The organism is Nanobdella aerobiophila (assembly GCF_023169545.1).
Classification (GTDB): domain Archaea; phylum Nanobdellota; class Nanobdellia; order Nanobdellales; family Nanobdellaceae; genus Nanobdella; species Nanobdella aerobiophila.
This window is the reverse complement of record NZ_AP019769.1, coordinates 554,901-568,082: the sequence shown is the minus strand read 5'-3', so window position 1 is coordinate 568,082 and position 13,182 is coordinate 554,901. Positions and strand designations below refer to the sequence as shown.

The 13,182-nt window shown below is 25.6% G+C and carries 22 protein-coding genes; 15 read left to right on the top strand and 7 right to left on the bottom strand.

The features are described 5' to 3' along the window. Window positions 1-125: 125 nt before the first annotated feature. Both MJ2HA_RS03275 and MJ2HA_RS03270 read left to right on the top strand, forming a co-directional pair. Window positions 126-950, top strand: a complete 825-nt coding sequence (locus tag MJ2HA_RS03275) for a hypothetical protein (RefSeq protein ID WP_258393120.1) — start codon at window positions 126-128, stop codon at window positions 948-950. A 22-nt stretch (window positions 951-972) separates the two neighbouring features. Next, window positions 973-1,908: a zinc-binding metallopeptidase family protein gene (locus MJ2HA_RS03270; RefSeq protein WP_258393119.1), complete on the top strand. Its 936-nt coding sequence runs from the start codon at window positions 973-975 to the stop codon at window positions 1,906-1,908. Here the strand turns inward: MJ2HA_RS03270 and MJ2HA_RS03265 are convergent. Continuing rightward, the gene (locus MJ2HA_RS03265; RefSeq protein ID WP_258393118.1) at window positions 1,895-2,422 is read right to left on the bottom strand and encodes a DUF488 domain-containing protein; all 528 of its coding nucleotides are present in this window, start codon (window positions 2,420-2,422) and stop codon (window positions 1,895-1,897) included. The genes MJ2HA_RS03270 and MJ2HA_RS03265 overlap by 14 nt on opposite strands. Before the next feature lie 72 nt (window positions 2,423-2,494). Between MJ2HA_RS03265 and MJ2HA_RS03260 the strand changes: the two genes are divergently transcribed. The 7 genes from MJ2HA_RS03260 to MJ2HA_RS03230 are packed head-to-tail and all read left to right on the top strand — an operon-like array spanning window position 2,495 to window position 5,968. Beyond that, the gene (locus tag MJ2HA_RS03260; RefSeq protein WP_258393117.1) at window positions 2,495-2,830 is read left to right on the top strand and encodes a 30S ribosomal protein S17; all 336 of its coding nucleotides are present in this window, start codon (window positions 2,495-2,497) and stop codon (window positions 2,828-2,830) included. Beyond that, window positions 2,827-3,228, top strand: coding sequence for an uL14 family ribosomal protein (locus tag MJ2HA_RS03255; RefSeq protein WP_258393116.1), 402 nt, complete (start codon window positions 2,827-2,829; stop codon window positions 3,226-3,228). Before MJ2HA_RS03260 ends, MJ2HA_RS03255 begins: the two co-directional genes overlap by 4 nt. Before the next feature lies 1 nt (window position 3,229). Further along, a complete protein-coding gene (gene rplX, locus MJ2HA_RS03250; RefSeq protein WP_258393115.1) occupies window positions 3,230-3,742 on the top strand; it encodes a 50S ribosomal protein L24 in 513 nt (170 codons plus the stop codon). Between the two features lie 31 nt (window positions 3,743-3,773). Beyond that, window positions 3,774-4,505 carry a 30S ribosomal protein S4e gene (locus MJ2HA_RS03245; protein WP_258393114.1) on the top strand — a complete coding sequence of 244 codons (732 nt, stop codon included), beginning with the start codon at window positions 3,774-3,776 and terminating at the stop codon, window positions 4,503-4,505. Next, entirely contained in the window at window positions 4,502-5,029 is a 528-nt protein-coding gene (locus tag MJ2HA_RS03240) for a 50S ribosomal protein L5 (RefSeq protein ID WP_258393113.1), read from the top strand. Before MJ2HA_RS03245 ends, MJ2HA_RS03240 begins: the two co-directional genes overlap by 4 nt. A 31-nt stretch (window positions 5,030-5,060) precedes the next feature. Further along, window positions 5,061-5,597: a hypothetical protein gene (locus MJ2HA_RS03235; RefSeq protein WP_258393112.1), complete on the top strand. Its 537-nt coding sequence runs from the start codon at window positions 5,061-5,063 to the stop codon at window positions 5,595-5,597. Next, window positions 5,594-5,968 carry a 50S ribosomal protein L32e gene (locus tag MJ2HA_RS03230; protein ID WP_258393111.1) on the top strand — a complete coding sequence of 125 codons (375 nt, stop codon included), beginning with the start codon at window positions 5,594-5,596 and terminating at the stop codon, window positions 5,966-5,968. Before MJ2HA_RS03235 ends, MJ2HA_RS03230 begins: the two co-directional genes overlap by 4 nt. Here the strand turns inward: MJ2HA_RS03230 and MJ2HA_RS03225 are convergent. Next, window positions 5,965-6,504 carry a hypothetical protein gene (locus MJ2HA_RS03225; protein WP_258393110.1) on the bottom strand — a complete coding sequence of 180 codons (540 nt, stop codon included), beginning with the start codon at window positions 6,502-6,504 and terminating at the stop codon, window positions 5,965-5,967. The two genes, MJ2HA_RS03230 and MJ2HA_RS03225, sit on opposite strands and share 4 nt — an antisense overlap. Then, on the bottom strand, window positions 6,501-6,986 hold the full coding sequence (locus MJ2HA_RS03220; RefSeq protein WP_258393109.1) for a hypothetical protein: 486 nt from the start codon (window positions 6,984-6,986) through the stop codon (window positions 6,501-6,503). Before MJ2HA_RS03220 ends, MJ2HA_RS03225 begins: the two co-directional genes overlap by 4 nt. Before the next feature lie 75 nt (window positions 6,987-7,061). On the opposite strand from MJ2HA_RS03220, the gene MJ2HA_RS03215 reads away from it, so the two are divergent. Then, a complete protein-coding gene (locus tag MJ2HA_RS03215; RefSeq protein WP_258393108.1) occupies window positions 7,062-7,448 on the top strand; it encodes a toprim domain-containing protein in 387 nt (128 codons plus the stop codon). Here the strand turns inward: MJ2HA_RS03215 and MJ2HA_RS03210 are convergent. Then, window positions 7,408-8,799 (bottom strand): DNA primase small subunit domain-containing protein, encoded by a 1,392-nt coding sequence (locus tag MJ2HA_RS03210; protein WP_258393107.1) that lies wholly within the window; start codon window positions 8,797-8,799, stop codon window positions 7,408-7,410. The genes MJ2HA_RS03215 and MJ2HA_RS03210 overlap by 41 nt on opposite strands. Before the next feature lie 65 nt (window positions 8,800-8,864). On the opposite strand from MJ2HA_RS03210, the gene MJ2HA_RS03205 reads away from it, so the two are divergent. From MJ2HA_RS03205 to MJ2HA_RS03185, 5 genes are all read left to right on the top strand, one after another. Then, a complete protein-coding gene (locus tag MJ2HA_RS03205) occupies window positions 8,865-9,410 on the top strand; it encodes a DNA-directed RNA polymerase (RefSeq protein ID WP_258393106.1) in 546 nt (181 codons plus the stop codon). Beyond that, entirely contained in the window at window positions 9,410-9,613 is a 204-nt protein-coding gene (gene spt4 / locus MJ2HA_RS03200; protein ID WP_258393105.1) for a transcription elongation factor subunit Spt4, read from the top strand. The genes MJ2HA_RS03205 and spt4 overlap by 1 nt, the downstream gene beginning before the upstream one ends. 1 nt (window position 9,614) lies before the next feature. Beyond that, window positions 9,615-11,324, top strand: a complete 1,710-nt coding sequence (locus MJ2HA_RS03195) for a glutamate--tRNA ligase (protein WP_258393104.1) — start codon at window positions 9,615-9,617, stop codon at window positions 11,322-11,324. Window positions 11,325-11,353: 29 nt separating this feature from the next. Next, window positions 11,354-11,710: a prefoldin subunit gene (locus MJ2HA_RS03190; protein WP_258393103.1), complete on the top strand. Its 357-nt coding sequence runs from the start codon at window positions 11,354-11,356 to the stop codon at window positions 11,708-11,710. A gap of 77 nt (window positions 11,711-11,787) precedes the next feature. After that, on the top strand, window positions 11,788-12,183 hold the full coding sequence (locus tag MJ2HA_RS03185) for a cell division protein SepF (protein ID WP_258393102.1): 396 nt from the start codon (window positions 11,788-11,790) through the stop codon (window positions 12,181-12,183). Here the strand turns inward: MJ2HA_RS03185 and MJ2HA_RS03180 are convergent. From MJ2HA_RS03180 to MJ2HA_RS03165, 3 genes are all read right to left on the bottom strand, one after another. Then, window positions 12,177-12,665, bottom strand: coding sequence for a ZPR1 zinc finger domain-containing protein (locus MJ2HA_RS03180; RefSeq protein ID WP_258393101.1), 489 nt, complete (start codon window positions 12,663-12,665; stop codon window positions 12,177-12,179). The genes MJ2HA_RS03185 and MJ2HA_RS03180 overlap by 7 nt on opposite strands. Continuing rightward, complete coding sequence (locus tag MJ2HA_RS03175) at window positions 12,631-12,831, bottom strand: hypothetical protein (protein ID WP_258393100.1); 201 nt, start codon at window positions 12,829-12,831, stop codon at window positions 12,631-12,633. The genes MJ2HA_RS03180 and MJ2HA_RS03175 overlap by 35 nt, the downstream gene beginning before the upstream one ends. Window positions 12,832-12,964: 133 nt before the next feature. After that, window positions 12,965-13,180 carry an eL43 family ribosomal protein gene (locus tag MJ2HA_RS03165; protein WP_258393098.1) on the bottom strand — a complete coding sequence of 72 codons (216 nt, stop codon included), beginning with the start codon at window positions 13,178-13,180 and terminating at the stop codon, window positions 12,965-12,967. Window positions 13,181-13,182: the final 2 nt, after the last annotated feature.

Here is a 13,182-nt window from a genome sequence, read left to right as displayed (position 1 = left end):
AGGAACGAAAAATATTTATAAATATAACTATAAAAGATTCTTAATTATGGACCAACAACCGAATCTTATCTGAATATAAAATTTTAGGAAAAGAGGATATAGAAAATGAAGAGAGAAAATTTATTATGGGAAGGCAAGTAGTACCATTTCATCTAGAAACATTGGAATTTATTTTATATCTAAGGGATTTGGGAGGAGATATACATATATTGCAATGGGGTAACGATCAGTTTTCATTAAAAAATCCTGAAAAAGGAATATATGCAAAACCAAGATTTATAGGTGAGGAAATTATAAATCCAGAGATTAATGTAACAAATCTTTCTTCTAGAGAATTAAAGAGTGGAAATTATAAAATAGAAGATATATACATAAATCCTGATAGATTGGATGATCTATTAAGAAAAATAAGCATTGAAGAATTTCCATATATACCAAAAGTTGAAGGAGAAATAAAATTAATAGATTTCTATACAGACTGGTGGAGAGAATATATAAGATATATAGGAGAAAATTTGGGAATTGGTGAATTAAAAGAATATAAAAAAGATATAAATATAGATCTTGATACTAAAATTGGGAAGATTTCATATAATATACCGGGTAGATTATTAGAATTAGGTAGTATAAAGATAAATTTATATGATGCCAGTCAAATATATAATAATATAGATAATATTTATGGATCAAAAAACAGTTATATAACATTATATTTATATGATAGAATTTTAATGGAAGAAGATCCTTCTAATCATATTGGAGATAAAATATATGAATTTTATAAAGAAGCTAAGGAAAAAACTGGTAAGACTATAAAAATATTACCTTTGGATTTAGATAAATATTTATCTAGTGAATTAACGGGTAAAGAAGAGAATCATATTATCTTTTTGTCAAAGAATTCATTAGAAAAGGCATATAAAATACTTTTAGATAAGATAAGGCTATAAAATTATACAATAATTTTTTTCTATGATCATAAAAGATATAATAAATGATATAGAAAATTTTTCTCCCAGAAATAATGAAATAAACTTAGATAAAGTTGCAAATTATATAAAGGAAAAATTAACAGGTAATGGAATAGATTTTAATGATCAATATTTTTATGTAGAAATTCCTATAGATAAAGGTTCATATATAAAATTAGAGACAGGTGAAAAAATAATTGGAAAAGCAAATTCATTTTATTCTGGTTCTTTTGAAGATAAAAATATATATTCAAGTCAAAATATATATCAAGACATAAAAATACCTCATATAAATTTTAATCAGTATTATAATGCTTATTCAGGTGTAATATATTATGATTTTCCTGTAATAAATATAAAAAAAGAAGATTTAGATAAGGTTATTAGTTCAGAAAATATAGAAGTCTATGTTAATATTGATAAAAAATTGATTAAAACAGAGAATATCTTAGTTGGGAATATAAATAATCCAAAATATATCTTGTTCTCTCATTTTGATACTATATTTAATGGAGCAGTAGACAATTCATCTGGTACTGCCTTATTATTATATAACATTTTGGATAATTTAATAAATTTAAAAGAATCATTAATTGTGTTTTCAGGATCTGAAGAGTTATCTTATGATAAACCTTATTACTGGGGCTATGGTTATAGATTATTTGAATATGAGTATAAGAAATTAATGCATTCATCAAAAAAAATTATAGTAGTAGATATGTTTGGTTCTACAAAACCAATAATGACTAAAGAATTTATTAAAGAAGCATTTCCTATAATGAATACTGATTTTTATGATAAATCAATACAGATTACAGAATCGGATATAAATACCTGGATAAAATCTTATCATTCTGAGGCGGATACTATAGATAAAATCAATAACAATTATCTAGAGGAGGCAGAAAAGTTATTAATATCAATTATTCATAAATAATATTCCCATCAATTATTTTTGCAGATTTTGTAACTTTATGTTCTTCTATTTTATTTATATTTATTATATGTATAACTCTTATATCATATATTATTGATAAATAATCAGAAATTAATCTTCTATGACATCTATATGGGTTCCATTCAGAGCACATTATTGCAACCCTCTTATTTTTAGCTAGATCTATTAACTTTTTTATCCCTTCTTTAAATTCGTCAGATTGCATATAATCAGCAAATCCTCTAAAACTTGGATTAATCCAAAAACTATTCTTAGAATTTTTATTTGGTTTTCTAAATCCTCCGAGTTCTTTTATATGTATATATTCTATTCCATGATCTTTTAATGTTTTTTCTAAATTCTCTTTATTATACTCTGGATATTTTTTAGATCCTGGAAGGGATCTTACATCTACTAAAATATTCATGTTATTTTCTTTTAATATTCCTATAAAATCTTTAATATTTCTATTAGAATGGCCAAGAGTATATATTTCAGCCAGCCCATCAATCATCATTTTATCAGATCGTTGATCCTTCATCACATTATCATTATTTTTAAACTTATTTATAATTTATATCATAAAATGGACAGTACTACTTATGTTAAAAATATTGGTATAGAAGGTATACAAAGACCAGAAAATATATGTAATGATGAGAAATGTCCATGGCATGGGAATGTTAGAATAAGAGGTTTTACTTTCGAAGGAGAAGTTAAGAGGATAAATCATAATATAGCCTTAGTAGAGTTTAAAAGATATTATTATGTGCCAAAATATGAGAGATATGAAATTAGAATATCTAGAATAAAGGCACATATCCCCGGATGTTTAAATATAAAAATTGGAGATAATGTATTGATTGGAGAGACAAGGCCATTATCAAAAACTATAAGATTTGTTGTTATTAATAAAAAATGAAGTCCATAAGTGCTAAGGTTAGTAAAGGTATTACAATTGGTACTATATTAAAAGTAGCTGATAATTCAAAGGCAAAATTTGCTAAGGTAGTAGCAGTTTATAATTATAAAGGTGTAAAAAGGAGATATGCAAAAGCAGGTATTGGAGATCTTGTTGCTGTTTCTGTTATAGATGGAGATTTATCATTGGTTGGTAAGGTTTCAAAAGCTGTAATAGTTAGGCAAAGAAAAGAATATTTAAGGAGAGAGGGAATTAGAGTAAAATTTGAAGATAATGCATGTGTTATTGTGAAAGATGATATTGGTACACCTGCTGGTACGATAATTAGAGGACCTATAGCAAAAGAGGTCACAGAAAGGTGGGCAGAAATTGGAAAAATAGCAAGTATAATAGTATAAGATGGTATTAAGATATAGTTCTATAGATTATTCTAATTGGAGCAAATCTTGGAAATCTTCTATCAAACCAAAGAAGCAAAGGAAATATTTAATAAATGCACCATTGCATATTAGAGGAAAGATAATATCCTCAATGTTGTCTAAAGATATAAAAAATATAATTGGTGTAAATTCACTTTCTTTGAGGGTTGGAGATTATGTGAAAATATTAAGGGGTAAATATAGGAAAGTGGAAGGTTTTGTGTTCTATATTGACAGGAAAAGGTATAAGGTATATATTGATAATGCAAAATTTAGTACAAAAAAGGGACAAGAAAGATATAGACCAATACATTATTCAAAGTTACTTATACTAAGATTGAATTTAAAAGATAAAGAAAGATTAGAAGCTATAAAGAGAAAGATGAGATCTAAAAATATACCAGAAGATAAAATAAACTCACTAATTGATAATTATTCTGTAAAGGATGAAGAATTAAGCAAAGTTTTGGAGCTTAATAAAAAATTTAAGTAGGTTTAAAAAAATTTCATAAATTAAAAATACAATGGCTAATATTTCTAATAAAAGACATTTAAGGGCTATAACAGCCCCTAAAACTTGGCCTATAAGTAGAAAGAATAGATATTGGATAATAAGACCAACTACCACTGGATATAAATTTAATTATTCAATGCCTATATTATTATGGTTAAGGGATTATTTGAAATTGGCCAAAGATAAGAAAGAAGCTTTATATTTGATTAAATCTGGTAGGGTATTGGTAAATAATAAAAAATTAAATGATCTTGGCTATTCAGTTGGTATATTTGATGTTATACAATTTCCGGAACTGAAAAAGTATTATAGAGTTTTAATATCTAGTAATTTGAAATTAAAGTTATTAGAAATACCTGAAGAAGAAAAAGATATAAAGATAGTTAGGATAGTGAAAAAGAGTTTAATTAAAAATGGAAAAATACAGCTTACTACAATAGATGGGCATAATTATATAATAGATAATAAAGATATAAAAGTAGGGGATAGCTTAGTAATAAATACAGTTAGCAATAAAATATCAAATATATTAAAGATAGGAGAAGGTAGTATAATATATGTTTTTTATGGTGCCAAGGCAGGTTCGGTTGGAAAATTGGAGTCGATTAGAATATTTAAGAGAACCTTTGGTAATAATCGTATTATAGAATTTCAAAATCTGAATAATAATAGTAAAGATCAAACAATATATGATTATGCAATGGTTGTAGGCGAAAAAGAACCAATAATTAAAATACAATGAATCAAAACAAAGATAATATTATGAGAAGAATAATAATAGACAAGGTAACTATAAATATTGGAGTAGGAAAACCTGGTGAACCTTTAGAAAAAGCCGAAAAGTTATTAAAGAAGATGTTTCCAGATCTAAAACCTGTAAGGACAAAGGCCAAAAAGAGAATACAAACATGGGGTATAAGGCCTGGATTAGAGATAGGTGTAAAGGTTACTATAAGGGGTAAGAAAGCAGAAGAAGTATTAAGTTGGCTATTAAAATCTGTAAATAATACACTAAATAATTCTCAGTTTGATCAGTATGGAAATTTTGGATTCGGCATAAAAGAATATGTATGGATTCCTGGTTTAAAATATGATCCTGATATTGGTATATACGGTATGGATGTTATAGTAACTGTAAAGAGACCAGGATATAGGGTACAATATAGAAGAATAAAAAGATCGAAGATAAGATCAAATCATAGAACTAATAAGGATGATGTAATAAAATTTTTAAAAGAAAAGTTCAAGGTGAATATATCAGAATAATTTTTTAATATTTTGGTAATATAATGATAAGATGAGATCACCTGTAGTTATGGAAAAGATTAAGATACCAGAAAATATAGATATAAATATAGATAATAATAAAATAATATTGAAAGGAAATAAGGGTACCATAGAGAGAAAGATAAACGATAATAATATAATTATTATAAAAGAAAATGATTATCTTGTGATAAAAGCATATTTTCCATCTAAAAGGATTATAAAGAACTTATATACATTATCTGCGCATCTAAGGAATGATATTAATGGATTAGTTAATGGATATAGATATATATTAAGATCAATATCTGTTCATTTTCCTCTGAAGATAAAATTGGATAAAAATAATAAATTATTAATAGAAAATTATATGGGTGGAAGAGATATAAAAGAGATAGAGATACCAAAAGATATTAAGATAAATATTAAGGAAAACGAGATCTCTATAGAAGGATATAATATAGAGCTATTGGGTAATTTAGCTGGATTAATAGAGAATTCGGTAAGGCCAAAAGAAAAAGATTTAAGGAAATTCCAGGACGGAATTTTCATAGTTAAAAAACCATGAGCAATTTATTAAAGTTAAGGAGAAGAATAAAATTAAGAAAGCCAAATTATTTTAGGTTACAATGGTGGAAAGTAATATCACAAAAAAATAATAAAGATTCTTGGAGAAGACCAAGGGGTATACATAGTAAAGTAAGAAGGAGACTAAAAGGAAGGCATAAGATGGTAGAGGTAGGTTATGGTTCTCCAAAAGTTGTTAGGAATCTATTACCAAATGGTAAAATGGGAAGATTAGTATATAATACCATGGATTTAGAAAAAATAGATAAAGATAGAGAATCGGCAATAATTGCTAGAACTGTTGGAAAAAAGAAAAGGCAAGAAATAATTAATAGGGCTAAGGAGTTAAATATAGAAGTTTTTAATATCTAATATTTATATAATTTAAAGTAATCTAGTATCCAACTCTTTATTTTTTCAGACTTTAGTTGTAAGTCTCTTTTAGATAGGTCAGATAATTTATTTTTACTTCTAACCTTTTCTAAATTCTTTTTTAAATTTTCTTTTATATCTTTAAATCCAATTATCATTAATATATTTTCAACTTTAGTTTTGGGTTCTAAATCTTTAAAATCTTCAATTTTATGTGAAGTTTTTATACCTATATCAAGATCTCCTACCATAGTACTTAAATTATATCCATTTATGATTATTGATATTTCTAGTTTCCAATCTATTTTTGGTTCCTCTTTCCAATAGTTTTTATTTAATTCCCATTGGGATTCTACAAATAATATCCCTTCTTGAGTTAATTTATGATAGTAGTATTTCTCATATCTATCCTTTCCAAAAATACCAGTCCAATTATCCTTTTCTAATGTTTTTTTGAATTTTTCATAAAAATCCTGTGGTATAAATTTTATTTTTGATTTTACCCTAGTTTCATATATTTTTATCCAATCGCTCATAATTTAAATGAAGCACTAAAATCTTTTGCTAAATTTAGGAATTCATCTCCAATTTTTGATATACTTTTTTTATGTTCTTTTAATTCACTATCATATAAATATCTTTCAAATAAACTCCTCAAGAATATATTAAAAGGTTTATCTCCAAAATATTTTTGATAATCTGTTATAATATCTCCATTTATCTTGATATTTAGGTTTTCTATATATTGTTTATTATTTTCTAAGATCTTTAGACTATCTATATTTATCGAAATATCATAACTATAAGTAACATAATCAGTAACTTTTTTTTCTGTATGCCAATCTAAACTTATTGATCTAGATCCATCATCTTTTACCTTTTCTTCATGTTTATTTTCTAAAAAATCGAATCCTTTATTATCCCAAAATTCTTTCAATGATTTATAGAATAATTGGAAGTCAATTAATCCTGTGTATGAGAATGTTTTACCATCTACAACTCTATCCTTTGGTGGCATTATAGAACTAAGTATATTGAAAAATATAACCTTTTTCTATTTAAGATTTAAATATTATTAAATATAAGAATAATTATGAAAGGTGCTATATCTTTTTTATATTCGATAAAATATATGAGAGATACAGCTATTATTGTAGAGGGGAAGAAGGATAAAGAAGTTTTGACTTATTTAGGAATAATGAATGTATATACTATTTATGAGCTAAAAAAATGTGAAAATATATATATTGATTATAAAAAAGCAATAATATTGACTGATAATGATAAAAAAGGGAATAAATTATATAAGTATATAAGAAATTTATTAGAGTCCGAAGGTATAATAATAAATGATATTTATAGGAAGAGGTTCTTTAATTATTTTAGAGTATCGGAAATAGAAAATATAAGAAAGTATTTAGAAGATTTAAAATTTTATATCAATTATTTTGAGAATCCTGAGAATATTTTGAATTCTTAATTTTTTTAATTGGGTAAGATATTGGATTCTTTATAAGTTTACATATATCATCTGGTGTGCATATTCCAATATCTTTATAATATATTTCATTACTACAATTTGGAGTTAAATATTTTTTATTTTCTTTGAATATCTTTTTATGCCAATTGATTTGGTATTCAATATATCTATCTTTTAGAGGATCAGCAAGGTTTCGGTTCCAATCATTTACATATTTTTCTATTTTATCCCAGTCCCAGCCTATATTAGCTAAAAAATTAATTAATATAAATACGGCTCTTTTTCTACCATCTTCAGTTTCCTTATTATTTAATATATTTTTTATACATGGAGGGAATAATTCTTCGGTTATATTTAAATTTTTGTTTTTTATATACTTTATATCCTTTTCAATCTCTTTATTTTCTCTATTGTCTTTGTATTCATGGGCAGATCTTATCATTTGGTTTATATTTATCTCATTATTTGCTTTGAATAGTAATGATGCATGGATAAGATCCTTAAAGTTCTTATTTTCTTCTTTTTTTAATTCTTCTGTTAAATATGGTACATTTTCATAATAATAATTATCTATATTAGCATCCTTTGGATCTAATTTACTTATATAATTATATTTTATTGGTATAGATAAATTACCCGTCTTTTCATTTATAGAGTATATAGATCTAAACAGATGTCTTGAAGAAATTAATATTGTATCTATTTCTACTATCTTATATGGATCAAAATTATCCATATTATCAATTCCAAAATTTTTTAGCTCCTCTTCACTAAATTTTATTGTTATTGTTTTTGATAATTTATCTTTTACTTCATTTGCTATATATAGTGCGATATATCTTGCTAGATCAGGAAATAGTTTTCTAGTTTCTTCTTCAATTATCTCTCCTTTTTTTTCTATATTCAACGTTTTTGGAAATATTTCCCATGGTATTGCTATGTGAAATCCTTTTCCTCCAGAATATTTTATGTAAAATGGAGAAATATTTTTTTCGTTTATGTAATCTACTATTATTTTTGCTGCTACCTTTGATAGGTCTAAGGATTTAGAATCTATATCAATTATAAAATCCCAACCAAGTCTATAATCATCTACTTCTCTTTTTGAGGATTTTTCCTTAAGTATATCTAAATCAACCCATCTTTCTATTGAAATATGAAATGAAATTGCACCTTTTTTGATAAAGTTTATTATATCCTCTTTCGAATCGATCTTGGACGGTCTATAACCAAATGAACCATTAGATAATAAATATCCTACTTCTCTATTTTGTGATATAGTTATAATATCATCAACTATTTCCTTATTTTCATTATAATATTTAATTAATTTATCTGCAAATATTGACATAATCTATAATTATGATATAAAAATTAAAAATCAAAATTTATAAAAGTTTATAAGATGATTTAATAATGTTTTATGAAATTCAGCTTAATGATGTCGTAAGAATACCACCGTCAGATATACAGGAAGATGTTAGTGAGATGATTGAGAAGGCACTAATAAATTCTTATATAGGTAATGTAAGTAAAGATTATGGAATTATAGTTACTATAAAGTCTATAGATAATATATCAGAAGGTATACTTATCTCAGAAGATGGAGGTATATATTATAGGGTTAAATTTACAGTTATATCATATATACCGATGGTATCAGAATTAGTATACGGTTATATATCTTCTGTTGCAGACTTTGGTGTATTTGTGAATATAGGACCAATAGATGGCCTAGTTCATATATCACAAATAATGGATGATGATATATCTATATCAGGTAAAGAAGCATTGGTTGGAAAAAATACAAAAAAGGTATTAAAGGTCAATGATCTGGTCAAGGCTAGGATAACCAGTGTTAGTTATAAAGGTTTATCTACAGCGAGAGTTGCTTTAACAATGAAACAACCAGGCTTGGGGAAGATAGAATGGCTAGAAAATAAGAATAAATCTAAAAAATAATGGTATATAGAAAACCAAAAAGGAAGATTTGTAGGAATTGTAAGGCTATAATAAATAAAGATGCAAATAAATGTCCTTATTGTGGATCTACAGATTTAGCCGAGGATTTTTCGGGTTTTGTATTAATAGTAAATGAAGAAAGGTCTGAAGTCGCTAAAAAATATAATTTTAAAGAGGGTAAGTGGGCAATAAAAATATTTTAAGATGGATTTTGATAAATTAGTAGAAAAGTGGGTACTATTTAATAAATATAAATATGGAAATATAAATATAAATTCTGTCATATCAAAATTAATATATGAAGATCCAGAATTAAAGAAAAATATAAGAGAGATAATTCAAAAAGTTAAGGAAATATCAGATAAATATATTAATATATCTATAGAAGATGCATATAACATCTTAAAAAGGGATTATCCAGAATTATTGGAAGAAAAAAAGAAAGAAGAAAAAATAGGGTTGCCATCCTTGGAAGATGCGGTTCAGGGGAAAGTTATAACCAGGTTTGCTCCAAACCCTTCTGGATTTTTACATATAGGTCATGCGAGGGCAATAATAATAAATTATGAATATGCAAGGATGTATAAAGGAAAATTTATATTAAGGATTGAAGATACAGATCCTAAAGTAAAAAAGCCAGATCCTACTGTCTATAATTATATTAAAGATGATACAGAATGGTTAATAGATGACAGAATAGATGAATTTTATATACAATCAGAGAGGCTAGAAATATATTATAGATATATTAAGGAATTACTTGAGAAAGGATTTGCTTATATAGATTTATCGCCAAAGGAGGTTATATCAAAATATAGGTTTCAAGGAATAGAAACAGAATATAGGAATAAAGATGTTGAATGGAACCTTGAACAATTTGATAGAATATTATCAGGTGAATATGATGAGGAACAGGCAGTTATAAGAATAAAAACAGATCTATCATATCCTAATCCTTCTGTTAGGGATTGGATTGCATTTAGGATTGTAAATCCTAGAAAAAATATTCATCCATATTTATTAGGGAAATATGGAGAAAATTATGCAGAAAAATATTGGTTATGGCCTGCATATAATTTTTCTGTATCCATAGATGATCATTTAATGGGCGTATCTCATATATTTAGAATGAAAGAACATGAAGTAAATTCTATAAAGCAGAAATACATCTATGATTATCTTGGGTGGGAATTTCCGACTGTAATTAATTATGGTTCTCTTTTAGTTAAAGATATGCCATTACATAAATCAGAAATAAAGAAATTAATTTCTGAAGGAAAAATATCTGGGTGGGACGATCCATTTATACCAACACTAAGAGGATTAAAAAGAAGAGGAGTATCAAATATAGCTATAAAAAAATATATCATTGAAATAAATATAAATCCAGTAGATGTTTATGTTAATTGGGATAAAATTTATTCTTATAATAGAGAGATATATGATAAAACCGCTAAAAGATTTTTTATACTTAGAAATCCTGTAAAAATAAGAATAGAAAATCTGGATTTACCAAAGAAAATTATAATTAAAAATCATCCAGAAGTAGATCTAGGTAATAGAGAATATAATATAAACTCGAATATTATATATATAGATAATAATGATATAAATAATAAATACCTTAGATTAATGGAGGGTTTCAATATAGAAATTATAAAAGATGGAAATAATATATATGGAAAATATATATCTGAAACTATTGAAGATGCTAAAAAATTTAATGCAAAGATTGTTCAGTGGATACCAGATGAATATAAAGAATATATAAATTTATGGGAATCAAATGGCAAGTATAGAGGTTTGTCCGAAAGATATATATATACCTTAACAAAAGATGGAGAGGTAATTCATGCTATAAGGTATGGTTTTCTAAAGAGGGAAAAAGATACTTTTATCTATCTTCATAAATAATTTAAATATTTTTTGTATTATTTTATTGAATGGTAAATGAGGAAGAATTGACTTCAAAATATGAGGAATATGAAAGATTAAGACAAGCCTATTTATTTATAGAAGCGCAGATATCAAAGTTAAATCAGGATTTAGATGAGGCAGAAAATGCTATAAAAGAATTAGAAAATTTACCAGAAGGTAAAAAGATATATATGATGGTAGGTAATGTTTTAGTAGAAAAAGATAAAAAGGAAGTATTAGATAGATTATCGGAAGAAAAAGAAGTATTTAGAATAAAGATAGATAGCTTAAAGAAGCAGTCAGAATCTTATAAAGGTAAATTAACAGCACTGACAAAAGAACTGGAGGATATTATAAAAAGAGACAATCTAGAAAAAAAGTAATTTTTTATTGATTATCAATAATATAAAAGAATATAATTAAACAAATCTATAAAAATACTAATGAAATATATAGGTATATGGCGATCTCATTTAAAAATATATTTAAAGGTAAGAAGGAAGAGAATACTGATCAATATGTAGAAGTAGTTCCAACTCAAAAAGCAGAAGAAGTAAAGATATATGTCAGAGTATTTAGATTAAAAGATCCTTCAGAGGTAAAGGCAGTTGTAGATTCATTAAGGGAGAGGAATTTTATAGTATTTGTAGATTTGAGTAATCTAAATGCAAGTAAAGATTTAATTGAAGCAAAAAGAGTAGTATCAAGAATAAAATCTGTAGTAGATGCCGTTGGCGGGGATATTGTAGCAGTAAATAAGGATTGGATTATAGCGACACCAGCATATGTGAAGATATGGAGAGGACACCAAATGTCTGCAGTAGAAGATATAAAGGGAGAAGAGAATGCTCAGTAATTATATATAGTAGAATAGCCTTTCTCGTCATCTATTATTATTGTTAATTCTTTTTTATTTTCCAAGACCTCTTCTAAATATTTTATCTTTTCTATAACTTTATTATATTCTTCTCCATGATATAATATCTTTATTTCTTCCAACTTATCTTTTACACTATTTATAAAATCGTCTACAGCCTTTATTTCAAATTTTGAATCTATTCCAGGATATATATCCATTTCAATTTCTTTCAAATTAATTATTGCATATGGGGATCTTAGTATTATTTTCTTAAATTTATCTTTATTATCCACTTTTATCTCTATTCTTACAGGATCTTTTTCAGTTAGTGGGATTATTTCAGAACTCTTATAATTACAATCATTACACTTGAATACATATAATATAGATTTACCTATCTTGGGAAGATCATACTCTATATTATTTATATCTATATTTTTAGAATTACAAATTGGACAAGAATCTGTTAAAATTATCATATATTCTTAGTAGTCTATATAATAAATTAATTTTAGCTCTACCAACGGATATAGACTCTGAGTTTATTATAATTTCATCATTTTCGATCATAATATTTTCAGAATTCTTTAAAAACTTAGCAGATTCTATGAAATCCTTGTCTAAACCTGTTAATATTATTTTCATATAGCTTTAACTTTTTTTACAGTATTTGGTCTTGTCTTAACTAAAATCTTAGACCCACAATATGGACACTTAACCCTCTTTAACGCAGATTCATGGTCTATAGTCCTCTTACAGTTTATACACATATAGTAGGTCATATTGAATATGCTTTACCTGTAAATACTTTGCCGCAGTGTTTACAAGACCATATTCCATAAGCTACTCTTTTTACAGAATAATAATTACAATATGGACACTTATTTCTTTTATTTCTATAATTTTTTTCTATATCTAGGAGAGCTTCTCTTATACTTTTTCCATATCTTGCTCCAAATCTTCCAGTAGATTTTAGAATTTGAGTATGACTCATTA